This window comes from Paenibacillus sp. FSL R5-0623 (genome assembly GCF_037974265.1).
GTDB lineage: Bacteria > Bacillota > Bacilli > Paenibacillales > Paenibacillaceae > Paenibacillus.
Window position 1 is genome coordinate 1,364,973 of record NZ_CP150233.1, and the last position, 26,024, is coordinate 1,390,996.

Here is a 26,024-nt window from a genome sequence, read left to right on the forward strand (position 1 = left end):
CGAATGTTACTGAGGCACCGTAAGGTGCTTCAGAGCTTTTTGAAGAGTAGGTACCTTTTACTTCGATAAGCTGTTCGGGTGAGTAACCTTTCTGTTTCAAATAAAAGAAAGCGAGCTGCCAGGTCAATGGTAGCTCGCTTTCTATCGTTTAAATTAAAATGATGGTAATTATTAAAAAAATTAATATAACAAAGGATACTAATAGAAATGATTTAGGATTTAAGCGCTTTTGCGCCACCCATATTCCATATGATGAAACAAGAGCTGCAATTAAAAAGAATAAATAAAATAAAAATCCTTCTTGAGTAAAAGGGAAACTGATATTAGCGAAATTAAAAAAACCAGAAAGGAATGGAATAATATAAACCGGAATAATTGCTACAATTGCAAATAAAATTGTTTGTGTCCAAAAAAAATACTTATTAATCAATTTCAAAAAGAAAATGGACAAAATAAATAATAACAAGTTTACTGTGAAAAAAGTCGGTGCAGTCCAAGTAATTAGTTGTCCCCAATCACTAACTTTTTCATTATACAGAAGAAACATGCTTAAAGTGTAGGTAACTATTCCTGCACAGTAGCTAGAGATCAACACCCATATATAAATTAAATCCGATTTTTTCATTACTTCGCCTCCAATCATGATATAACGCTATCACTTTATTAAATAGTATATTTTTACATTTTATTTGTCTAGATAAATGAGAAAAAAATCACAATCTAGAATCGTCTTTTTTCCACCCGAATGACTCCCTTAATCGCACCGAAGTCGTACGGAACACCATCCGCGCTAGGAATGAAAAGGTGTAAGATTGTATTATCCGATCAATAGCAAGGGACGCACCGAAAGCACATACGCTAATGTACAGACCGGCAAGGTGGCCGGTCTTTTTGATGCGGTGAATGTAGTCCCGGTACTGGTTCGGTCGGAATACAGACTCTGAGTTAAAAGGGGGAGTCTACTGAGCTGCTGCACTGTCGCTGCACCGTGTGGGCAGATCTCAAACTTGCAGCCAAAGGGGGCGAAATGAATGTGTCTATGAGAAAAGAGATTAACACTGCCATGAGCACCAGTAAAATGAGTACGCTCATTAAAAAAACGCTGAAACAGAAGCTCGCGGTACTTGTTCCAGATTGGGACGGTCGTGTGCTGGATGTACCAGCGTCAGGCGAAATGCTAACTGGCCCTTGTGCAGTCGTTACGTTTGCCGAAGAGGTGCCGAAGTCTGCCTGGGCGGGATATCGAAGGATTATTAAAATCTCACCATACGCTCGTCCGGAAGATGGTGGCGCTGAACAAGTGGAAGCTTGGTCAGCCCTTCTAATCGAAGGGTTGCACCAGGTAAGGCTGGTGGATGAAGCAGGTGGGGCATTCACATGTATCTATCTGGGTTCTTCAGATAGTGATCGGGTGGATGCCGGGTCTGGCATGGTTACGCGGAGTCTGCGGTTCGGGGTGTATGTTCCTGAAGACTCGGGAGCTGTCCTCGCTGAAACAGAGGACGCGTGGTTAGCTGCGCTTCAAGGCTGGACACAGCAGGAGCTTGGCTCGAACTGGTCGGTATATGGGGATGTCTGGCCTGGTGGGTACGAGAAGCCGTCTGTATTGTGGCGATTGGCCGGATGCAGCACGTCTGTGGCGGGCACTTCGGCATTGGAGGTTCGACAACAGTGGATTGGGCATGTGCTCACCGATCATTCGGTGCTAACACGCCAGACCGTTACTCGGTTGGTAGAGCAACTTGCAGTGCAATCTCGTCTTGCCATCACTGAAACGGGTGGCGAAGAGCACGAAGGTAACACAAGGTATGTGACGGTGGATGAGGTCACGGCAGATCTGCAGACGGATGCATATCTGAATGGTCAGATTCGCCTGGCGTTGCAACAGCGGATTCATCGTCCGGGTACAAATGTACCTTTCATTCGTGAGATTCACCATAGCAAAGGGATGGAGTAAATGTTTAGTCGAGAGGAACTCCATCACAGGTGGTTCCAGATGATAACTTTAGAATGAGAATGTAGTTTTGAGATGATAGATGTAGCTTCAACATTATAGCTTCAAATTCATAGGTTCATAGGGTCGAAAATTCATAGGTCAAGTTTAAAGATCAACGATTCACGAAATTAGTAGTCCAACAAATGAGGTGAGATGGCAATGGCAAGCTCAGTGAAAAAAAGCAAACAGACAGCCCCGCGGTATACACGGGCAGAATTGATGAATCATGCAGAAGCTCTCTTTGCCGTTAAGGCAGAGGTGCTGTACGGTGCGCTGTACGAAGCGGCGCAAGAGACGTTTTCCATTGAAGAAACGCAGGAACGAATTAACCAATTTATGAAAGCGAAGGTGAAGGGATAATGGCAGGTGGAACTTGGGAGCAAACGAATCGTCCGGTCCTTCCGGGCTTATATATGAATTTTCAGGCGGCAGCATCCTCAGCCATTCAGGCAGGTACACGGGGAACGGTCGTTGTGCCAGTCAAGGCCAACTGGGGTCCGGTGAGGACTTTTGTTGAAGTAGGGAGCGAAGCGGCGATTGAACGTATTTATGCGGCGAATGTGCTGGACAACGGTACGGCTTATACGTCCTTGAAACTTGCCTTGTTGGGTGGGCCGAAGAAGTTACTCGCTTATCGGGTAGCAAGTGCTGCGGCCAAAGCAGCCACGCTTACCTTGAAGGACAGCGGTGATGTGAATGTGTTGCAACTGGATGCGAAGTATCCGGGAGATCGTGCAAATGGATTCTACGTCACCATCCAGCCGGGTGTGATTGATAATACGAAACATGAAGTGCGTCTCTTCGAAGGCAACCGGATGTTGTATGCGCTCCTGACAGCAGATATTACAGCAGCTTCTCTGGCAAAAGAGATTAACGCGGATGAACAAAATGTCTGGGTAACGGCGCAGGCGATTGGCGATGGTACTGGCGTGGTTGCTACCGTTGCGGGTGCGGCATTCAAAGGCGGCGTAAGTGGCAACGATGACCTGACCAATGCAGAATACATTGCTGTACAGGGTGCGCTGGAAGGGGAGCAATTCGACGTCTTGGCTTTGGATCAGGCGGCAGATGCACCTCTGCTTGCGAGTTTTGCGGCATGGGTGAAACGTGTGCGTAGTGAAGGTAAACCGGTGGTGGCTGTATTTGGCGGTTCCGCAGCGGACGATACCTCTGCTACAGCAGCACAAAAAGCTGCAGCACGTTCGCTTATGCTCAATCATGAAGGTGTGATTAATGTCGGTACAGGCGTGCGTCTTGGGGATGCATTCTACAGCTCGGCGGAAACGTCTGCTTATGTTGCAGGACTGATCGCCGGACAACGTCTGAACCAATCCACAACCTATGCATCTACTCCGTTCGATGATGTGACACGTCGGTGGACGCGTGCAGAACAGGAGCAGGCAGTACAGAATGGCGTATTTATTTTCTTCCATGATGGACGTCAGGTGAAAGCACTTCGTGGTGTAAACACACTGGTAACGCCAGCCGCTGGACAGAATAATGCGTGGAAAAAAATCCGTTCCATTCGTGTGTTGGACGCCATTAACACGGATCTGCAACGTTCCGCGGAAGATACGTATATCGGTAAAGTGAACAATACCGAAGAGGGTCGTCAGGCATTGATTAGTGCCATGAAGGCCTATTTGGCGCTGCTAGCACAGAGCAATGTGATTGAAGCCGACGGTTATGATGTCATTCTTGACCCCGCGTATTACGGTGCTGCACCAGTTCTCAAACCGGAAGCGGATCAAGTATTCCTGCAATGGAATGTGAAGCTGACGGATGTGATGGAGCAGTTGTTTGGTACATTTTACGTGCAATAAGGTTTCTAGAATAATTACTATATGTTGAACTGATGGTTTACACGATAACGGAGAGGGCAGAAAAAATCTGAAGAAGCGAAGCGCTCGCCTTTATCACCGGATTTTCCCTTTTTGTAAAGGAATAAAAAAATCTGGGGATAACAGCGATCGGAAGATTGTTCTGACTGCGGAGTTATACCGTGTAATATTTATTAGTTCAACGAACCCAAGGAGGAAAATATATGTTGGATGCGTCAAGAGTAATTCTCGGTACCCATGGTCAGCTGCATATCGATGGTGTGTGGCAGACAAACATTAACAAGCTGGAAGCAAGTGTGGAGATTGAAAAGCGTGAGTTGAACCTGGTCGGTAACGACTGGAAAGTGCATAAAAACGGTGCGAAAAAAGGAACAGGCACGATGACGGGCTACAAAGTCACTTCGGATATGATCCAGCGCGGCTTCACCAAATTCGAGATTATTTCCAAGCTGAACGACCCTGAATCGTATGGACACGAGAGTGTTTTGCTGAAAGGTTGCATGGTGGACAAAATTCAGCTTGCCAACTGGACAGCTGGCGAAGAAGTACCGGAAGAAACAGGCTTTACGTTTGAAGGATTTGAGTTGCTGAATCCGATTGTGGCGAACTAAAAATTGGAATAGGCACGTGTGATTGGGCTAGTTTGCTCCAGCGTGGTTGCATAGTTACTTCATATTAATATGGACACCAATGCGGGCCGAGATGATCTCGGTCTCTTTGTGGTCTCTACAGGCTTGGAAGCTGGCATAGATAAACCCATTTGTGAAATAAGAAGGAGATTACACCCGATGAGTATGAATGAAAATATGTCCGAAGAACAGATTTTGGATCAGTTGTTTGAAGCAGCAGAACGTTTGCCAGAGGAGAATGTGCGCATTCAGCGTCTGGATCTGCTGTTGACCTTGCGTGGACTGACGTCTTCCAAAGTGGATCACATTCGCGAACGCTGTACGATTCGTAAAACGACCAAAGGCCGCACCGAAGAAAAGGTGGATACCGAAACGTTTAACGCGCTGCTCATCTCTGAAGCAACGGTGAAATTGAAAGTCCGCAGCCTGGAATTGTCCGGCTGGGGGGACACACGTATTACCGGCCGCATGAAGTTGTCCGGTGGCGAACAGGCGGTACGTCGCATGCTGCTTGCGGGTGAATTGGATGCCGTAGGTGATAAAGTGCTGGAGCTGTCCGGCTTCGGTGTGGAGATTGAAGACCTAAAAAACTGATTCACTCCGGCGGGATGACCACGTTCCTGTATCACATGTGGGTGCGTCATCATCTCCGGCCCGGAGAGTTCTGGTCTTTGCCACGCGGGGAGCGTTCGTTGTTAATTGCGTTCTCGGAAGAGGAAATGTCAGCGATAGCCTCGCAAATGAATCGATAACAATATAGGGCAGGAGGTGAAAAAATGGCAGAAATGATTGTAGGTCTATCCAAATCCAATGCGGAAATGCGGACAACCCTTCGATATCTGGATCAGATCCAACGCTCAACGGAACGTCTGGGCAGAGTTCGTTATCAGAGTCTGATTAAGGTGAACAATGAGCTGAGAACGACTGGACGCAGGTTGGAGCATATTTATAGTATGGCTGTGCGAATCAGCAGGCTGCGAATCACACCGACGATTGGGTTGATTGATAAGCTGAGTCCGGCACTGGATCGCGCATGGGTTAAACTGAATAGTTTCAGGGACCAGTTGGTTACGGCTTCGGGAACAGTATCGTTTGAAGTTCGGCAGAAGATCGAAGTGGCGATGAGCAAAGGTGGGCCAACTGGCCCAACTATGGCTGTCATGATCCAGAACAACAAAAACATTACTAACAATACGAAGGAAGAAGAACCTAAAAAGTGGTGGGAAAACGTACTTGCAGCGGTCCAAGCATTCAATGATTTGAAGGATGCAGCCTTTAATGTAGGAGATATTTTTAAATTGTTCAAAAAGAAAAAAGAAGAAAGTCCTGCATCAGATCCAACCAGAAGTCCAGCATCCAAATGCTGCTGTTGCACAGGTGGAAAGATGGGCAAAAAACGTAGAGTTCGTTCACAGAATGCGGATGGTGGTGGATCAGATCGTGGAAGACGAAATTACCGAAGCGGTAGAAGGTCTAGTAATCGTTCGAACCGGGGCCCATCTCCAGTACCCAATCCTGTACCTGATACTCCAAATCCTCCGGCCGATCGCAACCGTAATAGGGGAGGTGGTAGAAGAATACGAGGAAGCGGTAGATTAGGATTTGCGGATGGTGGATTGGGATCTTTAACCGACATGCTGGCTGGTAATGGATTGATGGATAATTTAAGTAGTGGCTTTGCCAAAGGAGCAAAAAGGTTGCTTGGACCCATCAGCGTGCTTGCTGATGTGGCAAACGTAGCGACAGCACCCCCGGAAGAGCGCGGCCGAGCGGTGGGTTCCATGATTGGCGGCACAGCTGGTACTGCGATTGGTAGCGCCATCGGTAGCGTTCTTTTGCCTGGCATCGGAACATGGGTTGGTGGTGCAGTAGGTGGTTGGGCCGGAAGTGCAGCAGGCGGCTGGATTGGAGACAAAGCGAAGGATATTGGAAACTTTATGTCCAGTGCTACCGAGGGTGTAGGGGATGCTTTGTCGGGTGCAGCCGATTATGTCTCTGAGAAAACAAAAAAAATCACCGATGGCATATCCGGCTTCTTTGGATTTGGTTCTAAAAAAGAAGAAAAGACTGTCTCGGCAGCAACGGTGGCTGCACCGTCTCCAGTTGCAACAGGCCCGCAGATGGCACCTGCCTATATGCCACCGGCACTGACCATGACAGGCCCAACGGCTTATATGAATAGCAAAGTCGGTCAGCCTACAGCTGCTGGATTCATGGGAACAAGCATGATGCAGAGCCAAGCGATGGCGCTTGGTAACGGTGCGCAGACGAATGGAAAATCGTCCACGATGACGGTACAAATATCCGAAGACCAGATGAGCAGCCTGTCCGGATATTTGAAGGATTTCAAAACCGAAACTACCAATCAGATTGCGATAAATATTCCACCAGGTGCGGTGCAGGTGACTGTGCGCGAAAATGCTATTGATTACGACGCTGTCACCAAGCAGGTCGGACAACGGATTACGGGCGAGTTCCGCCGTGCGATGGAAAACCGAAAAACGATTATGGCCTAAGCAGAAAGGAGGCCGTGTATGTCTGTACTTAAAGATGAAGTAGGTCCTAACAAAATGGCTTTTACGCTGAAAGATGGCGGCACTTCATTTCAATTCCCGGTGAACCCGGAAGAGGTGAGTATTTCCAGGTCCAAAGGGTATGAAACGATTAATATGCTGGAGCATGGCGAGTTTGATTTTGCGCAAGGCGAGAAGGTGAAGGAGATCACCTTCTCTTCTTTTTTTCCAAAAGAGTATGATGCCTTCTATTGCATGGACAAAGAAGATTTTCCAGATCCGAGAGTAGCGATGAATATGCTGAATACGTTTCTGGTATCGAAAAAGCCGCTGCGTTTCATCATTTCAGAGACGGGCGTGAACGTGCCTGTTTTTATTGTTTCGCTTAATTCGAGCTTTCGTGGGGGGGAGACAGGGGATATTTATTTCGACCTGACCCTACGCACATGGCGGGATTCCAAGGTGGAAAAGGTGGGCTCTGCGGCATCCGGGAGCAAGTCAGGTTCTCGTACCGATTTGAAAAAAACCAGCAAGACCTACACTGTCAAATCTGGTGACTCCCTGTCCAAAATAGCAAAGCTGGAGCTGGGCAGCAGTTCCAAATGGAACGAGATCTATAAGCTTAACGCAAAGATCATCGGGAGTGATCCGAACCGGATCAAGCCCGGACAAAAGCTGGTGATGCCATGACCTACAAAGTCATTGTCGACGACAAATACGACATCACCAAGCTGGTGGAGACGATCACGCTGAAGGACTCGCTGGACCAGATTGCCTATCAGGCGAACATCCGGCTGGCGGTGTCTGCATCTTCCGGTCTGCCTTCAATCTCACCGGGTATGGCGGTGCGGATTAGCGGGATTCCTTTTGGCGAAAAATCCATGGTTCATCTGTTGCATCCTGCGGTCATCTGGGAGGTGGAAAGTTCGAACAGCGGCACCAAGCGGTTGTCTCTCACGGTGTACGACCGGATGATATATCTGGAAAAATCAGAGGACGAGTTCCTATTGCCGAAAGATCAGACGGCTACACAGCGACTTAAAACCTACGCCAAAGAGTGGAAGATTCCATACGCTACGCTGCCGGATACCAAGACAAAGCTGGGAAAAGCCGTGTATCGTTCACAGACTATTTTTTCGATGATGTTTTCCGATCTGAAGGAAACGGCCAAGTCTGGTGGGGAGATGTATCATCCACGAATGACACCCGGAGGGTTGCAGCTCTTCCAGGTGGGAAGTAATGCGAAAGTGTATGAGCTGGATCGACTGATTGATCTGACCCAGATGCGCACGCTCGAAGGGGCGGTCACCAAGGTGAAAGTGATGGCAGCGTCGGAGTCTACCAGCGGCAAGGAAGTCCCATCCAAAGTGCTCGCGATTGAGCAGAATGGTGTGGAAGAACTGGGCACTTTGCAAAAGCTGATCGAGGACGATCAGGTGAAATCGACAACCGCGGCGAAGAAACTGGCGAAAAGTCATCTGACGGGGATTCAGGAGACCTTTACGATATCCGCACCGGATATCAATACGATTCGCGCCGGGGACGCCGTGCTGCTCAAAGGGCTGAAACTGATCGTCATGTCGGTCAGCCGTGATCTGTCTGCCGGACCAGGAACGATGACGTTAGAGCTGGGGACGGCTGAGCTGGTGAAAAGGAGGTATTATCTTGAATAAAGATGATCCGTATGGGCATTTTGCCGACGTCATGCGGGGCGCGATGAGTACACATTCCCGTCAGGCCGTGAGTGGTCTGGGAGCGGTGCTGGGTACGATGACCTCATCCGGCGTGAAGCTGGATGATTTCAAGCACGAAGTGCAGGATTATCTCGTAGCCGAGCTGCCGGGCACGCTTGGACTACCGGAGCGCGAGGCTGCTGGCGCGATTTCCGGTATACCTGACGTGGCAAACGGCGGAACGACGGGCACGGGACGGTTTCTTTTGCAAGAAGAGGAAGTGGAAGAAGCGGTGTGGTCTCTTGGTAAGGGATTAAAAGTGGGAGATCGCGTACTGGCGATGCGAGTGAATGGCGGCAATGACATTGTGGTGTTGTGTAAGGTGGTGAGTGCGAATGCCTAGTCTGTTCCCGGAAACGGGTGTGGTATGGGGAGATGAGGAGGATCTGTCGGGGGCGGTTTCGGAAGAGGTACGCTTTGGACGGAGCTGGCGATTCGATTACGATGCAGGAGATTTTGTGCTGACCCCAAGTGGCAAAGTGGCTGCGGCGGATGCACATGAAGCCTGGGTGCAGTGGTGCATTAAGGCCGTGAAAACGCCACGGTACAGACATGTGATTTACTCCCGGAACTATGGTTCGGAGCTGGAAGATCTGGTGGGTCAGGGCGACAGCCGGGGCGTGATGGAAAGTGAGATTACCCGGATGGTGACGGAAACGTTGCTGGCTGATCCACGCACGGAATCGGTAGACCAGTTTACGTTTGATTGGAATCGGGAGCAGTGCATGTTCTCGTGCCGGGTGGCGAGTGTGCAGGAAGAGATGTTTATTCTGGAAAGTGAGGTGATCTGACGGGATGGCTGAGATTCCGCGTTATTTGGAGGACCAGACGGAGGAACAGATTATGCAGCGCATGCTGGATCGTCTGCCCGCGGATCTGGATAAGTCGGAGGGTTCGTTCCTGTGGGATGCGGAGGCTCCGGTTGCGTTTATGCTGTCTGAGGCGGCATTGTGGGCTCAGGAATTACTGCGGCGCGGGTTTGCAAGTACGGCTGCAAGCAGTGATCCGAATTTTCGTTCGGAAGAGCTGGATCTGCGGGCAGGAGAGCACGGCATTACTCGGCGGGCTGCGGTGGCGGCACAAGGTGCGGTGAGGTTTACGGGTACGCCGGGGAAAGTGGTACCTGCGGGAACGGTCGTAGCTACACTCGCGGATGAAGTATCTGCTGAAGCTTCGCTCGAATATGAAACGGTGGGGCGTTTGGAACTGGATGTAGAAGGCTCCGGGGTGGTAGGTGTGCGAGCGCTTGTTGCCGGAAAAGAAAGCAATGTGCCTGCTGGCACGGTAACTGTGCTGTCTACACCTGTAAGTGGCGTGACCTCTGTCACGAATGTTGATGTGATTAAAGGCGGCGCAGATATTGAGGCCGATACGGCACTGCTGGAACGCTTTTATGCCAAAGTCCGCAACCAAGGAACAAGCGGTAACAAATCGCAATATGTGCAATGGGCCAGTGAAGTACCGGGTGTTGGTGCAACACGTGTTATTCCGTTATGGCAGGGGCCAGGCACGGTGGGATTGTATCTGCTGGACACAGACAAACGTGCTGCGGGTACCGATCTGGTAGCGGCCGTGCAGAAGTACGTTGACCCAACGCAGGATGGACAGGGTGAAGGCGTTGCCCCGGCGGGGCCGGTGGTATCCGTGATGCCAGCCGTGGAAGTGCCGATGAACATTCAGGTGAAGCTGACGCTGGCAAGTGATGCGACGTTGGCCGATGTACGAGCATTGATCGAACGCGGGGTGACCGCGTACTTGAAACAGTTGGCTTTTGCCGATCCACTCGTTCGTTACACCCGCATTGCCGCGATCCTGCTGGACATTCCGCCCATTATCGACTATTCGGAGCTTACCGTGAACGGTGTGAGTGACCAGAATATCGAGATGACCGCTAGTCAGGTGGCCGTGCTGGGGACGGTGGAAGTTCATGAGTAGTGTTGGGCAGATGGTGGATGAGGAAGTAGTTTTGGAGTGCGGAGACCAAGGAAGATTGGGAGAAGTACGCCGATCTGAGTTGAAGCTGGTAAGCGAGACGCTCCATGTTGATGTGCAAGGAAGGGAGGGGACAGGGCATGAGTGCTCCTTCTATTGTAGATGTTGGACTGACGAGTGAGAGAGGGCGGGAGCTGTTCTCGTATTTGCCAAGGTATTACGAGACTTCGCGTGTCATGCAGGCCGATATGCAGGCAAAAGGCAGCGAAATGGATCTGCTGTACCAGGCGCTGGATGAGACGTTGGAGCAGTTTTTTGTCCGTACAGCGACATGGGGGCTGGACTTCTGGGAGCAGGAGCTTGGCATTGAGACGGATCGTCTCAAACCTGTGGAACAGAGGCGTGCCGTAGTGGAGTCGAAGCTGCGTGGTGCCGGGAAGTTCTCTGGCAGGCTAGTTGCGAATGTGGCTGAGGCGTATGCCGGGGGCAAGGTGGATGTAACTTTTCAGCCGGAAGCGTGGAGTTTTACGGTGAGCTTTGTGGATACGATGGGCATCCCGCCCAATATCGATGATCTCAAACGGGCGATTGAAGAATTGAAACCGGCCCATATGGCCGTGGAATATGAGTATCGCTATCTGGTCTGGGACGATCTGGACAAGAAGCAGAAAACATGGGATGAACTGGACGCCGCGTCCTTGACGTGGAATGAACTGGAGGTGTGGGCGTAATGCCACAGGAAACAGATCGGTTGAAGTTACCTCTTCCTTTGGGGAACGAGACTGTAAACCGGGAGAGTATTAACGAAATTTTTGAGAAGATTGACGCAGGTGTTGCAACGCAAGCTGATTTGGATGTGCTTCGTGAAGCGGTGAGTCAGATGGATATTCCCGATGCGTCTTTGACGCAGAAAGGAAAGGTGCAGTTGTCGAGCAAGACGGACGGCACGTCAGAGACGGTGGCGGCAACGGAGAAGGCAGTAAAAGCGGCAGTGGACGGTGCCATTCCAAGACTGATCCCAGATACCCGTGGGGTAGCTACAAAGCCGAGCGACTACACTAAAAACATTGCATACTCATTTAAATCGGGTTCAACGATTGGCTTACCCTCCGAACTCTATGTCGTATTACATGGATTAAAGGGCTGGAATGATGATAGCGGAGGTGTGACTCACGAATATGCATCCGGCGGAACGACAGGAGGAATGTACCATCGTACTGGTACGACTTCTAACGATACCTGGGGACCGTGGATGCAGATTGTTGATCAAGCTGTACCATGGCAAAAGCGGAAGTTGACTGAAGACAATGGTTTTTCGATCAATGTCAGTAATGGCAACGCCAATAATTTAATTGCCGCAGGGTTCTATGTTGGTGAGAATATTACAAATGCACCAACATCCGCGAGTGGTGCATGGTGGTACATTGAAGTACAGGCAATGGCCTCTGATAGTTGGGTTATTCAAAAAGCATATGATTTATTTAGTGCAGGATCATTCAGAATGCGAATTAAAAGTAATGGAACTTGGACTGCATGGTCACAAGACCTTTTTCAATCTGTCCTTGATGCTAAGAACAGGCATATTATTTCATCTGCTGCACCTTCTGGCGGAAACGATGGCGACATCTGGTATCAATACTCATGATAAAGGGGAGGAGAATAACGCATGGCTTTAGGCGCTAAGGTGGGTGGCACGTGGAAAATGCCCAATAGAGTGTCCGTCAAGGTTTCGGGGACTTGGCGGGGTGTCCAACAAATTTATACAAGAGTCGGGGGAGTATGGCGCCCCATATGGTCCACTGTACAGACTATGCGGAAAGGTTCCGTATGGGGCAGCAATTCATATGTGGCCAAACAATCGGACCATGTAGAATGTTACGCGTACAACCCAAGCACAGGCGGCGGTGAGGCGGCCGTAGTGACAAGCACACCAGTGGATCTGACCAACGTAACTAACGTTGTATTTGATTTTGCATTGGAAGGTTCATCCCACATCCAATCAGATGGGATTTTCATAGCGTCAACGGACCAAATGGGAGGCGGCGGTACATATAACGCCCGAACATATCGGGGTTCACTGACGACAAGGACCACAATCAGCTTGAGTGTTTCCAACCTGTCCGGGTCCTACTATTTGCGGGCGCACGCTTCAAACAACAGCGGCGTAGCCACATGGAAATGCGTCCGCCTTTACCGGATCTTGCTGGATAACAAAGAGATTTGGAACGCCAGTGTGGGCGGTTCTTACTCTTAATAAGGAGGCATGATCATGTGCCCAAGACGGAGAAGTAAAGTCAGCGACGAGTTAACATACACCGGTATTAATTGTAGATGATGAAAACGGGGGTGGCGCCAATTACGTCTTTCATATGGCATGTGAACTTACATTTAAAGCCGTTAGTCTGGATATCGAATCTTGGTAGATAGGAAAAACTTAACTAATCTCAATCTCACCAATAAAAAGGAGGTGAACCATGACAACAAACCAATTAACCGACTCTATCGCTACAACACTCATGCAGCACTTTCCGAACATCCCGATCCTCCCGCAAACGGGCACTAGTTCCACCCCGGGCATCTCCTACCGCCTGCTGTCCGCCCAACTTACCCGGGAACGTAGCGATCGCTTCGTGCAATCTCACGCTTTCGAAATCCGCTGGCTTGATGCAGACAATATCCCGGCAACTCTGCCGGATGAACTGTTTGAAGCATTGGAAACTATCGACGTGGAGGCCACACCCTATCGGGCAACAGAACTTCGTTGGGAGACGGAGAATTCTACACCGCGAATGCTGGTGTACTATACCATGCGAACCACCAAAGTGTCGGAGTCCGCCGCTACCATGCGACAATTGGAACAGCGACCTACTGCACTTAAAGCTACGAGAGAATAACGATATGAATTCAATGCAACGATGGTTGTTCTGCCGTTGTAGTGGCTAGTGTAACTAATCTTTAATTGAACTTAATTAACCAGATGAGGGGATCAGTATGAAAGGAATAGGAGGCGCATTGGCAATGTTTACGAAAAAGGAACCGGATCCTAAAAATCCGGAAGCTCAACAGAAAAACAATCCAAAATACAGCAAAGCACAGTTCGCCGAATCCCGGCAACTTAGCTGGATCGAGAAAGATATTTTGGCAGCAGTTCTGATGGAACAACAAACATACACATTGGAAGAAGCACAGCAACACATCCAACAATTTATGAATGGGGAGGCACAATAATGGCTGGAGGAACATGGACGACACAAAATAAGGTACGCCCCGGCGTATATATGAATTTTGCATCAGAGGGCACATTGCCGGGTACGGTAGGAGAGCGAGGAACGGTGGCTTTGGCATTGCCATTGTCATGGGGACAAGCTGGCACCATCTTGACCGTACAAGCAGGTGAAGATGTACAAGCCAAATTGGGCTATGACTGGACAGCACCTCAATTACTGCTGATTCGTGAAGCTTTGAAACGTGCGCAAACATTGCTTCTGTACCGACTCAAGGCAGGGACCCAGGCCAAGGCAACCTTGGACAAATTGACAGTGACAGCCCAACATGGTGGTGTGCGTGGTAATGATCTGGCTGTTGTAATCTCAGCAAATATCAATGACCCGGAACAATTGGATGTCTCCACGTTGCTTGCGGGTAAAGAAGTGGACAAACAAACTTCATCCACGATCGAAGCTCTGGAATCCAACGCATACGTCACATTTACTGGTGAAGGTGCACTCACAGCTACAGCATCACTTCCACTAACAGGTGGCTTGGACGGTACAGCAACGAACCAAGAGCATGCTGATTTCCTGACCAAGCTGGAAGTACTGGATTTTAACACGGTTGGTCTGATTTCAGACGATGCCACACTCAAGTCAGTCTACACAGCTTACATCAAGCGTTTGCGTGATACCGAAGGCAAGAAGGTGCAACTGGTTCTGTCCGATTATCCGGCAGCAGACCATGAAGGTATTATCAGTGTCAAAAATGGTGTTGTGCTCGCAGACGGTACCGTTCTTACGCCAAAACAAACCGTAGCTTGGACTGCGGGCGCAACAGCGGGAGCTAACCTGAATGAATCCCTGACGTTCCGTGCGTATGACGATGCCGTGGATGTGAATGGCAGATTGACACATAGCGAGACAGAAGCAGCATTGCGTAATGGCGAGTTTGTCTTTACCCCGAGCAGCAACCGGGCGGTGGTGGAGCAGGATGTAAATACGTTCCGTTCGGTGACACCGGATAAGGCACGTCATTTTGCCAAAAACCGTGTTGTCCGTGTTCTCGATGGCATTGCTAATGATATGAAACGGATCTTTGAGTCCTACTACATCGGCAAAGTGAACAATAACGAAGATGGGCGCAGCCTGTTCCGTTCCCAATGTGTCACTTATCTGAAGCAACTTCAGGATATTGGGGCCATTCAAAATTTTGATTCCAAAACAGATATCACTGTTGCTCCGAGTAATGAAACTGACAGTATTCTGATCGAGATTCAAGTTCAACCTGTGGATTCCGTTGAAAAAGTATATATGAAAGTGAAGGTGGTTTAAGATGGCATTTTTGAAAGCAAGCGACACGATCTCCGGTCAGGAAGGCCGCGCATACGCAACGATTAACGGACAGACGGAAGAAATGTTCTACGTGAAGACGCTGGAAGCAACGGTGGAGAAACAAAAAGCAGAGGTCAAAACCTTGGGCCGCCGCGGTGTACAGCACAAAGCAACCGGTTGGTCTGGTTCGGGTTCCATGACGATCTTTTATACCACATCCCGTTTCCGCGAGCTGATGCTCCAGTACATGCAGAATGGTGTGGACACGTACTTCGACATTGAAGTGACCAACGAAGATCCTTCCTCTACAATTGGCAAACAGACGGTAACTCTCAAAGGCGTCAACCTCGACAGTGTGATCATGGCATCTCTGGATACCGAGGCCGAGGCGTTGGAGGAAGAAGTGAGCTTTACCTTTGAAGATGTCGATATGCCTGTATCGTTCAATTTGCCGAAGTAATGTAGCCCGCCTGGAAAGTATAGTGATTTGAGATTTATAAAGAGTATAAATTTACAGCGGGTTTGTAAAAGAAACCTGTTCAACTTGCCTGTGTTACGGGCTATTTGGCGTGTCAAAATACTGTTCTTCGCCGCTTCGTGCGGCGGGGGACCTAACTTTAGAGGAGGAACAATACATGAGTGGATTGAGTATGTTTTTTGCCCAAAATGCAGCAACAGATACAACGGAGGAGTTTACCGTATCCCCCCGATTTAAAGATGAGAAAGGCGAACCGGTTGCTTGGAAACTGCGCAGCATGACCGAGGACGAAAACCAGGAATGCCGCAAGGCAGCTACTCGCAAAATCAAGGGCAAGAACGGTGTCTACACACCCGACATCGATGCGAATGATTACATGGCTCGCCTGATGAGTGCAAGTGTAGTTTATCCCGATTTGAAAAACGCAGAACTCCAGCGGTCATACGGCGTGATGGGGGCGGAATCGCTTTTGCGGAAAATGCTATTGCCTGGGGAATTTGCTTCGCTTGGCGAACAGGTTCAGAAGCTGAACGGCTTCAATCAGGACATGAACGAGCTGGTGGATGACGTAAAAAACTAATTAAAGAGGGCGATTCCGAAGCCAATCTGGCTTATTACGCTCTCCATGAATTAAGCATTTTGCCGCATCAGCTAATGGCCTTCTCGATGCGAGAACGAGCAGCCATTTATGCGATGATCTCCATCCGGGTGGAGGAAGAGAAGAAAGAAAGGTCCAAGAGCCGTGCCCGGAAGAAATAAAAAGGAAAGGAGGGAGAAATGAATGTATGCCATGTTTGCAAGACTATACCTTACTTCAACACGTATAGTAACGCAATTTCAACAATTACCTGCTGCTATAACTGCCATGTTTAATTCTGCTCGACTGAACAGTATTGCAATGGCATCCAAACTGTTACAGGGGGTATCCGAGGAACAAGCCAAAGTAAACGCAGCTTTTGCAGAAGGAGCCCAGCGCGTGCGATCCTGGATCAGCATGATCAAGTCAGCAGGACAAGTGGTTCTTGTTCCAGCAGCACAAGAAGAGGATTTGAAGCATCGCTATATGGCTACTACGGGTGACGATGCTCAGGGGGAGACGATCTTTAATCGCTACCGTGCGGAAGCTTTCAAGAGCGGACAGAATGTTACGGATGCCTTGAAAGGTACACTATCGCTCATCCCGTATGCACAGAATACGGATCAGGTTGACCAACTGAGAGATATGACTAAACGGTTGAGTATGCTTTCTCCAGATGGGAAAAGTATGTCGGATGCATCCAGTGCCTTGGTTGCTGCCATGAACGGAGACAATGGTGAACTTGCCAATTCTTTTAACATTCCTGCTGAAGCTCTAAGTGGAGCGGGTCTGCAGCAAACTATTGATTCATCTAATCTGGATGGATTTATCACAAAGCTTGATGTCATTTTGCAAAAACAAGGCTATACCCAACAGGCTTTTGACACCATGCTGGATTCACCGTTGCAGAAGTGGAATGCATTGGTGAATCAGTTTAATGGGGTTCTCGGCCAGATTGGACAGGCAGCTCTTGTTGCGTTGACACCTTTACTTGATCGATTAAATGAGGCTTTTGCCAATGGTGAATTCACTGGCATTATTGAATGGCTTAGCAATGCATTTACGGTTGCGGCAAACGCGCTGACGATGCTGGTAGACGGGATTTTGTATATAGCAAGTGTGATCCAACAAAACTGGGATATTATTCAGCCGATCCTTATGGCGCTTGCGCTTGTGGCTCTGGCTTTGGTCATTATCCAAGTTTACAGTCTGGTTGCAGCCTGGTTATTACTGAATTGGCCTATTCTGCTCGTCATTGCTGCCATCGCAGCTGTTATCGGTATTTTAAGTATGATGGGAGTATCGGGAACTGAGATTTTGGGAGTGATTATCGGTACATTTATGCTGCTTGGGGAGATGGTACGGGTTGTAATCGCTACAATGTGGAACTATTTTGCCATCTTCGCAGAGTTCATAGCCAATGTCTTCAAAGACCCCTTCTATGCTTTCCAAAAATTGCTTTACGATTTGGGAATGTTCGGGATGCAGATTTTCTACAATCTTATTGTAGGAATTGAGGACTTTCTGGGCAAAGCAATGGGGGCAATTGGAAAGGTAGCTTCCTTTATTAATGATATTTTTGGTACAAATTTTGCTGTCATGTCCGAAGCTGACATCAACATTGCTAGTAAAAACGTCAAGGGTTGGATGGATACATTGAAATCATTTGAGCCACAGAGTGACAAAGATGTTTTCCATATGAAACGGATGGACGGAGAATTCGATCCTAAGGTTTCTGACAAGGGACAAGATGTAGCTAAACAACTATTATCAAAAATACCTTCTCTGCCTGATCCAAATTCCAAAGAAACAAAATTACCCGGAAACTTCGGCGGCTCAACTCCCAAAACACCTTCTATGCCACCGATGCCAACTGCACCTGCTCCCACGGTCGTTCCCAACAATATGAGCAACATCAACCAAATCAACAATGTGGGGAAAGTAGATCAAATTGGCGGCGTTGAGGGAACGATCGATGTAACCAGCGAGGACTTGAAACTGATGCGCGAGCTTGCCGAGATGCAGGCGATTCAACGATTTGTCAGTCTGACGCCAACCGTTCAGGTCACCACAGGAGATATCAACAGCGGACATGATGTGGATAGCATCATCAGTAAAATTACCGATGGACTGAACAGTCAGATCGTCTCCAGTGCCCAGGGGGTGTATGGATAAGTGGAATATTATATTCAACTAAGCTTCAATAACCGCTCTGAATACATGTTTTTCCCGGTGACACCAGAGAGCATTGAGTTTTCGGATTCGGGAGACGGGAGTTCGTTTAACGTGAGCGCTTTGGGTGAAATTAACGTGATCAAATCGCCAAAGCTGCGTGAAGTCAGTTTCAGCGGGATTTTTCCGGCAGACTACAGCCCGTATCATCTGAACTACGATGCAGGACATCCGGCAATTCAGAAGCAGTTTTACCGTGATCCCTATGAATATGTGAAAAAGATCATCCGCTGGATGCAGACGGGCAGACCCGTCAGACTGTTCTTTTCCAGTGCAAGGTACACCATTAATATGGCGGTTTCCATTGAGAGCTTCGACTGGAAGGAGACAGCGGGTACGGTGGGGGATATCCAGTATGATATCAAGCTGAAGCAGTTCATTTTTTATGCCGCCAAAAAAGTAGTGCCACTCAAGGACAGCAAGGATACGGCTGCTTCGAAAACAAAAACCAAAGCCTCCCGGCCCAATGAAAAAATTCAACCCAAGACCGTCACACTCAAAGCCGGAGACTCCTTGTGGTCTGTAGCTAAAGCCCATCTGGGAGATGGATCTCGCTGGAAAGAGTTGCAAAAGCTGAATGGCATCAAAGATGCACAACTCAAGAAGCTGCCGATTGGACTTGTGATCAAGCTTCCGTGAAAGGAGAGGGAATATGCAAGAGCAGATCAGGCTGGATGATAAGCTGGCAAACATGAAGGAACGGTTATTACTGGATGACAAGCAGGGCAACATCTGGGACATTAGCGAAATAGCCGGTGACATTACGTACAAAACCTCCCGTATCGGTAAGCCGTCCTCTCTGGAATTCACGTTGATCAAGGGCAGTCTTTACCAGAATAAGAAATTCACATATGAGAATGGATATGTCGTGAAATATATCAGCAACGAGGTAGGTATATTTTACGGATATATCTTCTCGGTGGATAGCGGCAAGGACGAAAGTGTCAAAATCAAAGCCTACGACCAGACTCGTTATCTAACCGCGAATCAGACATACAAGTTCGTTAATGCCACTGCTGCGGATGTAATTAAACGAATTGCAAAGGATTTCCTGTTGAAAACGGATGATCTGATTCAGCCCAAATATGTTATTCCACGCATGTTATTTGATAACAAAAAACTGATTGACATGATCTGTGAGGCGTTGGACCGAACGCTGATCTATGGCGGCAAAAACTACATCTTCTACGATGATTTCGGCAAGCTTGTGCTTCGGGATGTGGAAGAGATGCCTTACGGCTTTGTCATTGGGGATAACAGTCTGCTCACGGATTACAGCTATACGCGGTCGATTGACGACCAGACGTATAACAAGATCAAGCTGTATCGGGATAACAAGGATACGGGAAAAAGAGAAACGTTTGTTCATCAGGATTCAGGCAGCATCCGTCAATGGGGGCTGCTTTTTTTGTACCAAAAAGCGGATGATGGCCTGAACGAAGGTCAGATTGATGAAATGCTCAAGACCCTGATGACCCTCCGTAATCGCGAGACGCAGACGTTGAAAGTGGATGCGCTTGGTGATTTCAAGGTGAGGGCGGGTAGTTTTATCAACATCCAGATCGATGAACTTAAGATTAATCAATATTTTCTGGTAGACGAATGTACGCATAAGGTACAGGGAGGCGTGCACACGATGTCGCTGGATTTGAAGGTGGTGTAACGATAAATGATGCTGGACGTGATTAAAAAGGCGGCGGTGGCCGCAGTAGATGCTAAGTCTCCCGTTCAGATAATGTACGGAAGCGTGACAAACACACAGCCTCTGGAGATTACCGTTGAACAACGGTTGGCATTGGCTGAGCCTTTTCTGGTACTGCCGGAATCCGTAGTGAACAGAGCTTGGACCGTGGGTGACCATGTCTTGTTGTTACGTGTTCAAGGTGGAGACAGCTTTGTCGTACTGGATCGGCTGGTGAATCCATGATTCCACAGGGTGCGCAGATTAGCGCAGAAGATCAGGAAGAAGCTGCTGTGCTTCCAAGTCTTACTTATGTATTTCAAGCTTCGGGACAGCGAATTGGAAGGCTGCAACTGGATGGAAAAGATGCGGTAAAACAGGCGGTGTATAAAGTGTTGTCCACACGCCGCTACGAACATCTAATCTATTCTTCGGATTATGGTATGGAATGGTCCTGGGAAGGAATGGCCGGGAGATCCATGGTTGAATCGGAACTGGAACGCTGGATTCGCGAAGCATTGCTTCCGGATGATCGCATTTCGGATGTAACCGAGTTCGATTTTGTCCACGAGGCCGATGGAGTGCGTGTGTCTTTTACCGTGGAAACGGATTTTGGCAGCTTCAGGGAAGAGACGGAGGTGAACATGGATGTATGAAGAGCAGACGTTTGAAGTTATTTTAAACCGAATGCTGGACAGGGTACCGGATGGTGTGGATAAACGTGAAGGCAGCATTATCTATGATGCGCTTGCGCCAGCGGCAGTGGAAATGGCTCAGATGTATATCGAGCTGGATGTGAACGCCAATCTGAAGTTTGCAGATACAGCCTCTGGAGAGTACTTGGATCGCGCGGTGGCTTGGTCTGGTATTCGTCGGAAAGCGGCCACGAAGGCACGTTGGGTTGGGAGTTTTCGGGATAACGAAGGTAAGCCTGTTGAGGTTCCTTTGGAGAGTCGTTTTTCTACGGGGGATCGGGTGTACGTTATTGTGGAGCGCATCGCGGCAGGGCGATATGTGTTGGAATGTGAGGTCGCGGGAGCGGAAGGAAATGAATATACGGGGGCGCTGCTGCCTATCGATTATATTGCTGGCTTGACGACGGCTGAATTGACACAGTTGCTGGTTCCTGGCGAAGACGAGGAAACGGATCAGGCTTTATATGATCGTTATCAGGACAAAGTTTCTCGTCCGGTCACGAGTGCGAACAAATATCAGTACGAGCTATGGGCACGGGAAAACTCCGGTGTGGGCAAAGCAAAAGCTTTTCCACTGTGGGATGGTCCGGGTACTGTCAAAGTGGCATTGCTGAATAACGAAATGCAAACACCTGCTGAGGCGGTCATTAAGGCGGTGCAGGAATATATCGATCCAACCCAGGATGGAATGGGCGAAGGTGCTGCTCCAATCGGACCTGTGGTTACGGTGGTGGGGGCGGAAGAGGTACCTATTGATGTGGAGGTACAGGTCACGCTTGCTTCTGGTTCAACGTACGAGGGCGTGAAGACACTGATTGAAACGGGAGTTACGGCGTATCTGAAAGAACTGGCTTTTGCGGATCCGTTGGTTCGTTGGACACGTATTGCCAATGTAATTCTGGATATCCCGCCCGTGATCGATTATAGCGATCTGCTGGTGAATGGTGGTATGTCCAATCTGGAGATCGCCCCCGGCGCAGTAGCCGTTCTTGGGACGGTGAAGGTGACATGAGTAAAGCAGAGGTATTAATGACTCTTTTGCCCCCGTTGTATGAAAATGTGCTGGAGATGCAGCTTCTTACAGAGACCGAAGGTGTAGAGCTGGACAAGCTTACGGTGGGTTTGGAAAGTGTGCTGGACCAATTCTACCCGGAGTCTGCGACCTGGGCATTGGAACGTTATGAGCGGGATTTGCAGATTTCTACGAATCAAGCCAAGCCGGATGATCAGCGAAGATCCGTAATCATTTCGAAAATGCGTGGCAGCGGCAAAGTCTCTGGCTCGATGCTCAAGAACGTGGCGCAGGCCTATGAAAGTGGCGGAATTGATGTGTCCGTGTCGCCTGAGGAATACTTGATCCGAATCCGTTTCATCGACACATGGGGCTTACCGCCCAATCTGGACGATCTGAAGGCAGCGATTGAAGATATCAAACCGGCACATATGACCGTGGACTACCGTCTGCGGTATTTGACGATTGCTGAGGTTGAAAGCATGACGCTGGATGAGATTGAACAGACCCGACAGGATAAATTTGCAGGAGGTGGAGCTTAAATGAATGAACCAAAAACACCAAATTTGGGGTTGAATAAGATTGACCGTTCTTCACCATCGACGACTTATTTTGATCTGGATAAGTATTTGGATCAGAACTGGGAGAAGGTTGATAAAGGTGTAGGGCAAGTGGAAGAAAAGGCTGAGGAAACGGCGGCACAGGTGAGTAGCATTCAAGAGCGGTTGGATACCGAGAAGCGTAGATCGGTAACGTTGGAGCCAGGATTACAAGTTGTTCATGCTGAACGCGCCTCGGCATTTAAATTGGAAGGGTTGAAGGGGCGTACGCTGGTAAATTTGTTGGGGCGTGATGGAGGCTTTGAGGGATATAGTAACTGGAGTATAGGCGCAGCCTCAGCAACTCTAGATACTACGGTATATGCCCAAGGTAGTATGAACTCATTAAAAGTAACCCTTGCCTCCACTAACAGCAACATAAGTAAAGCAGTATCTACAACAATCGGAAAAACATATGTACTGTTAGCGGATGTTAAGAACGTATCCACTACCGAAGTGTTTGTATCGATCTCCACTATCGTTAACGGAAGTAAGGCAACTGGATCACAATTCACAACTTCTTTCGCGAAGTTTACTGCAACTGCTACAACCCACGCAATTGCGGTTGTAGGTAGTGGGTCAGCAGGGCAAGTATTCAATGTGGATAATGTGCGCCTTTATGAGATTAGTGCATTTGATGATGCTGTACTGGACAACATCACACAGGAACAGATAGCTGTTAAGTATCCTTACGTTGACAGCGTGCAACCAGTAAAAAATCCGTATGTGATTCGATATGGAGAGAACTTGTTGCCGCCGTTTTACGAATGGAGCATCCAAGGCATTCCGCACAGCATAACATCACCTTACGAGGTAGTTAGAAGCGCAACAGACGAATTATATAACGGAGCGAGTTTAACCGTTAAAGTCCCCGTTATTCCGGGGAATACGTATACGTTGAATTACGAGATTATTGGAGACGTAACCAAAGCGTATATTAACTGGTCTTGGAATGACAAAGACGATAACCGTATTTCGTGGACGGACGGCAATAAAGATACTGTTACAGCAGTTGCCCCTAATGATGCTGTTACCGCGGATGTTCGGGTGACTGGAACAGCCCCAGGAACATTTACGATCAAAAATCCTATGCTCACGCTAGGTACGACAGTCAAACCGTTCAAACCACGTAAGGACGACATGCTCGCGTTACAAACGCAATTATACGCTGATCCATTAACCGGAACGAATGCTGATGAAGTGTTCGAAAAGGACGGGCAGCATTTTAAGCTGTCGAAGTGGAAAAAAATTACGCTGAACTCAAATTATTCATACATTTTCTTTAATTCGTACACCGGAGGAAAGTGTGTCCGATTAACGTACGACATAGCAGATAGAAATAAAAATGTTTTGCCTACTGTAACTAAATTCAATGGATCCTATTTATCTGCTGGATCGCCTTCTTTATATGTGGATCAATATAGCAGAGGAGATTGGGACACAGGGGCAGGTGGTGCGTTTTTAGGAATAGGCGTTTCCACTGCAGACAGCGGATGGGGAGATTCATACACACCTACAGCCGACGAAATTAAGGCGTACTTCATGGGATGGAGAATGTTCTTAAACAATCAACCAGATGTAAGTAAGCCGTACAATGGTGAAGCCGCTGGTAAAGCATGGTGTCCGTTGGATTCAATTTATTTGTCGGGAGGCGCTGCATCATATTATACAAACACATTGCCAGTTTCACCTATAACTGTGGCAACTTATACAAGACACCTACAATGGACACCATACCAACTCGTATATCAACTTGCAACGCCTACTGTCGAAGCGATCACGTCAGAGGGACAATTGACGTTAATCGAAGGCAATAACCAAGTTGAAGTCGGAACGGGCTTGGTTGTACGTGAAAGCGTTACGCCTTATGCCAATGCTAGTATTGGCTACGCGGGGATTAATGCTCCAAGTTCGCCAAACTATCCGGGGACAGGGCTAAAAGCTAAGGTAAGTAAACTCCGGACAATATACAAGAACGGGAGAATCGATAATGAGTGGAACATACAGCCAGGGCAAGGTATTACTGGCGGAGGTACAGAGTATGCCGATACTTCGATCGCTAATTACGATCCGTCAGCGGCCTACAGCGTCACATACCTGATGCTGGACAAGTATCAGGTTGCTCCATTCGTCGGATCGGTAGCCGAGAACGAAAAGGCGTTAATTACGGATATGAACGACGTCGTACGTCAGAACGCGGCAGCGGTATCCGTGGTCGAGACGGCGGTTAACGAGGCTGTTCGTCAATTGCTGCAACAACAAAATAAAAGAAACGTTTGGGGGCCTATTGAATAATGGCAGAAATTGCAAAGTTGCTGTATCAAGGAGTATTACCTACAGCTGCTACAAATATTTATACTGCTCCACCGGGAAAATATACGGTAATTAAATCAATATTCCTAACCAGTTTAGCTAACGGAACCGATCGTACATTTAATTTGGTAATTGGGGGGATTACTGTTGGGTACGGGCACACTGTTAAGTCATTTAAAACTCTATTTTTCGATGACATAGGCATATTCTTGCTTCCGGGCGAAACCATACAACTTCATTGCCCCGGCGGAAATGTGATCTCTCAAATAAGCGGAATCGAAAGTGATTACGTTCCTTCTGACTTTCCTTATATTAAAAGCAACGGAAGCATACCATCGGTAACTTCTACCACAATATTGAATCCAGATTCATCACATGATTGGATACTTAAGTCCTTGATAATTACAAATCAAAATTCAGCCGACAGGGAAATAGTCGTTCAAAGTGCAGGTTTTTCACTTTTATATCGATTTAACTTAAAGGCTTATGATACGTTAATCGTCCCCTTGCCTAACTTTATGCTGCCGAAGGGTCAAACAGTCACAGCTTATACTATGTCGGGCGGAGCATTATTCGGAATTGTAGCCGAAAAGGTGGTGCAGTAAATGCCGTTAATTGATAATTATTTGCTGGACAATTACTTGATTGACGGGCCGAGTGGGGACACAACCACACGAGAAACTATCGCTGCAAATCGTTCTGTCGGTACTATGTTAGCTAATATGACAGGGGTGACACTTTCCAATCAATTTTTTGTACCAAGCATGAATAAATTTTTAGACGTCTATTCTCCCGAACCAAGTAAAAGCATAAGTAAATCGGGTTCTTATTTGCTGGATGTCGTAGTGCAAGCGTCAACGACAATGTTCTTTACTACTAGCCAATACTTAGAAGCATCGTTTGTTTTGTTGGATTCTAAGTTAGAAGCATTTAAGTTCTTTGCGTCAAGATGGTATGGGACCGATCAATCAGGTGTATCGCCAGGTGTTACTTTACAATTGTACGCACTGTCGATAGATAAAGAAAAGAGAAAGTTATATTATACAGGGTTCGGTTCCGCGTCAGGAGGCAGTGGGCAATTTCTTTCAACTACAGCAGTTGATATCCCTGCAGGCTTTAATTTAGACGGCCCCATCTATGTTCAAGTAGGAGGCGAGAAGAACTATACTTCTGCAGGCGGGAACCATACTTTGACTATTGAAAGAAGAAGCTTAACTGTTTTGACGTCTTAAAAAACACGAAAGGTAGT

Annotated in this window: 30 protein-coding genes; 29 read left to right on the plus strand and 1 reads right to left on the minus strand. The window is 48.1% G+C overall.

Annotated elements, in window-relative coordinates:
• Positions 1-148 precede the first annotated feature (148 nt).
• Complete coding sequence (locus MKY92_RS06085) at positions 149-625, minus strand: hypothetical protein (RefSeq protein ID WP_339299689.1); 477 nt, start codon at positions 623-625, stop codon at positions 149-151.
• 408 nt (positions 626-1,033) lie between these two features.
• Here MKY92_RS06085 and MKY92_RS06090 point away from each other — a divergent pair, with 408 nt between their 5' ends.
• From MKY92_RS06090 to MKY92_RS06230, 29 genes are all read left to right on the plus strand, one after another.
• The gene (locus tag MKY92_RS06090; protein ID WP_339299691.1) at positions 1,034-1,957 is read left to right on the plus strand and encodes a hypothetical protein; all 924 of its coding nucleotides are present in this window, start codon (positions 1,034-1,036) and stop codon (positions 1,955-1,957) included.
• A gap of 210 nt (positions 1,958-2,167) precedes the next feature.
• Positions 2,168-2,356 carry a hypothetical protein gene (locus MKY92_RS06095; protein ID WP_249911568.1) on the plus strand — a complete coding sequence of 63 codons (189 nt, stop codon included), beginning with the start codon at positions 2,168-2,170 and terminating at the stop codon, positions 2,354-2,356.
• Entirely contained in the window at positions 2,356-3,819 is a 1,464-nt protein-coding gene (locus MKY92_RS06100) for a phage tail sheath subtilisin-like domain-containing protein (RefSeq protein ID WP_339299693.1), read from the plus strand. Before MKY92_RS06095 ends, MKY92_RS06100 begins: the two co-directional genes overlap by 1 nt.
• 221 nt (positions 3,820-4,040) lie before the next feature.
• On the plus strand, positions 4,041-4,448 hold the full coding sequence (locus MKY92_RS06105) for a phage tail tube protein (protein ID WP_124117078.1): 408 nt from the start codon (positions 4,041-4,043) through the stop codon (positions 4,446-4,448).
• 177 nt (positions 4,449-4,625) lie between these two features.
• Positions 4,626-5,060 (plus strand): hypothetical protein, encoded by a 435-nt coding sequence (locus MKY92_RS06110; RefSeq protein WP_017690174.1) that lies wholly within the window; start codon positions 4,626-4,628, stop codon positions 5,058-5,060.
• Positions 5,061-5,242: 182 nt separating this feature from the next.
• Positions 5,243-6,982, plus strand: a complete 1,740-nt coding sequence (locus MKY92_RS06115) for a hypothetical protein (RefSeq protein WP_339299695.1) — start codon at positions 5,243-5,245, stop codon at positions 6,980-6,982.
• Between the two features lie 54 nt (positions 6,983-7,036).
• Positions 7,037-7,669 (plus strand): LysM peptidoglycan-binding domain-containing protein, encoded by a 633-nt coding sequence (locus MKY92_RS06120; protein WP_339301714.1) that lies wholly within the window; start codon positions 7,037-7,039, stop codon positions 7,667-7,669.
• Complete coding sequence (locus tag MKY92_RS06125) at positions 7,666-8,652, plus strand: phage portal protein (protein ID WP_339299697.1); 987 nt, start codon at positions 7,666-7,668, stop codon at positions 8,650-8,652. The genes MKY92_RS06120 and MKY92_RS06125 overlap by 4 nt, the downstream gene beginning before the upstream one ends.
• Positions 8,645-9,055, plus strand: a complete 411-nt coding sequence (locus MKY92_RS06130) for a hypothetical protein (protein ID WP_339299698.1) — start codon at positions 8,645-8,647, stop codon at positions 9,053-9,055. Before MKY92_RS06125 ends, MKY92_RS06130 begins: the two co-directional genes overlap by 8 nt.
• Positions 9,048-9,503, plus strand: a complete 456-nt coding sequence (locus tag MKY92_RS06135) for a DUF2634 domain-containing protein (protein WP_339299700.1) — start codon at positions 9,048-9,050, stop codon at positions 9,501-9,503. The genes MKY92_RS06130 and MKY92_RS06135 overlap by 8 nt, the downstream gene beginning before the upstream one ends.
• A 4-nt stretch (positions 9,504-9,507) precedes the next feature.
• Positions 9,508-10,647 carry a baseplate J/gp47 family protein gene (locus MKY92_RS06140; protein WP_339299701.1) on the plus strand — a complete coding sequence of 380 codons (1,140 nt, stop codon included), beginning with the start codon at positions 9,508-9,510 and terminating at the stop codon, positions 10,645-10,647.
• Between the two features lie 137 nt (positions 10,648-10,784).
• Positions 10,785-11,375, plus strand: coding sequence for a YmfQ family protein (locus MKY92_RS06145; RefSeq protein ID WP_339299702.1), 591 nt, complete (start codon positions 10,785-10,787; stop codon positions 11,373-11,375).
• Entirely contained in the window at positions 11,375-12,289 is a 915-nt protein-coding gene (locus MKY92_RS06150) for a pyocin knob domain-containing protein (RefSeq protein ID WP_339299704.1), read from the plus strand. The genes MKY92_RS06145 and MKY92_RS06150 overlap by 1 nt, the downstream gene beginning before the upstream one ends.
• A gap of 165 nt (positions 12,290-12,454) precedes the next feature.
• Entirely contained in the window at positions 12,455-12,898 is a 444-nt protein-coding gene (locus MKY92_RS06155; RefSeq protein ID WP_339299705.1) for a hypothetical protein, read from the plus strand.
• Positions 12,899-13,118: 220 nt separating this feature from the next.
• Entirely contained in the window at positions 13,119-13,538 is a 420-nt protein-coding gene (locus MKY92_RS06160) for a DUF6838 family protein (protein ID WP_339299707.1), read from the plus strand.
• 124 nt (positions 13,539-13,662) lie between these two features.
• Positions 13,663-13,872 (plus strand): hypothetical protein, encoded by a 210-nt coding sequence (locus MKY92_RS06165; protein ID WP_339299709.1) that lies wholly within the window; start codon positions 13,663-13,665, stop codon positions 13,870-13,872.
• A complete protein-coding gene (locus tag MKY92_RS06170; protein ID WP_339299710.1) occupies positions 13,872-15,188 on the plus strand; it encodes a phage tail sheath family protein in 1,317 nt (438 codons plus the stop codon). The genes MKY92_RS06165 and MKY92_RS06170 overlap by 1 nt, the downstream gene beginning before the upstream one ends.
• A gap of 1 nt (position 15,189) precedes the next feature.
• On the plus strand, positions 15,190-15,648 hold the full coding sequence (locus MKY92_RS06175; protein ID WP_017690162.1) for a phage tail tube protein: 459 nt from the start codon (positions 15,190-15,192) through the stop codon (positions 15,646-15,648).
• Positions 15,649-15,823: 175 nt separating this feature from the next.
• Positions 15,824-16,246 (plus strand): phage portal protein, encoded by a 423-nt coding sequence (locus MKY92_RS06180; RefSeq protein ID WP_036668857.1) that lies wholly within the window; start codon positions 15,824-15,826, stop codon positions 16,244-16,246.
• A gap of 201 nt (positions 16,247-16,447) precedes the next feature.
• Positions 16,448-18,418 (plus strand): hypothetical protein, encoded by a 1,971-nt coding sequence (locus MKY92_RS06185; protein WP_339299713.1) that lies wholly within the window; start codon positions 16,448-16,450, stop codon positions 18,416-18,418.
• Positions 18,419-19,114, plus strand: a complete 696-nt coding sequence (locus MKY92_RS06190) for a phage baseplate protein (RefSeq protein WP_339299715.1) — start codon at positions 18,419-18,421, stop codon at positions 19,112-19,114. It abuts the gene before it with no gap.
• Between the two features lie 13 nt (positions 19,115-19,127).
• Positions 19,128-20,138, plus strand: coding sequence for a hypothetical protein (locus tag MKY92_RS06195; protein ID WP_339299717.1), 1,011 nt, complete (start codon positions 19,128-19,130; stop codon positions 20,136-20,138).
• A 6-nt stretch (positions 20,139-20,144) separates the two neighbouring features.
• Positions 20,145-20,402: a DUF2577 family protein gene (locus MKY92_RS06200; protein ID WP_339299719.1), complete on the plus strand. Its 258-nt coding sequence runs from the start codon at positions 20,145-20,147 to the stop codon at positions 20,400-20,402.
• A complete protein-coding gene (locus tag MKY92_RS06205; protein WP_339299721.1) occupies positions 20,399-20,812 on the plus strand; it encodes a DUF2634 domain-containing protein in 414 nt (137 codons plus the stop codon). Before MKY92_RS06200 ends, MKY92_RS06205 begins: the two co-directional genes overlap by 4 nt.
• Positions 20,805-21,863, plus strand: coding sequence for a baseplate J/gp47 family protein (locus MKY92_RS06210; RefSeq protein ID WP_339299722.1), 1,059 nt, complete (start codon positions 20,805-20,807; stop codon positions 21,861-21,863). Before MKY92_RS06205 ends, MKY92_RS06210 begins: the two co-directional genes overlap by 8 nt.
• Positions 21,860-22,405 (plus strand): putative phage tail protein, encoded by a 546-nt coding sequence (locus MKY92_RS06215; protein WP_339299723.1) that lies wholly within the window; start codon positions 21,860-21,862, stop codon positions 22,403-22,405. The genes MKY92_RS06210 and MKY92_RS06215 overlap by 4 nt, the downstream gene beginning before the upstream one ends.
• Complete coding sequence (locus MKY92_RS06220; protein WP_339299725.1) at positions 22,406-24,757, plus strand: hypothetical protein; 2,352 nt, start codon at positions 22,406-22,408, stop codon at positions 24,755-24,757.
• Entirely contained in the window at positions 24,757-25,380 is a 624-nt protein-coding gene (locus tag MKY92_RS06225) for a hypothetical protein (RefSeq protein WP_339299726.1), read from the plus strand. Before MKY92_RS06220 ends, MKY92_RS06225 begins: the two co-directional genes overlap by 1 nt.
• Positions 25,381-26,007 carry a hypothetical protein gene (locus MKY92_RS06230; protein WP_339299728.1) on the plus strand — a complete coding sequence of 209 codons (627 nt, stop codon included), beginning with the start codon at positions 25,381-25,383 and terminating at the stop codon, positions 26,005-26,007. It abuts the gene before it with no gap.
• Positions 26,008-26,024 lie beyond the last annotated feature (17 nt).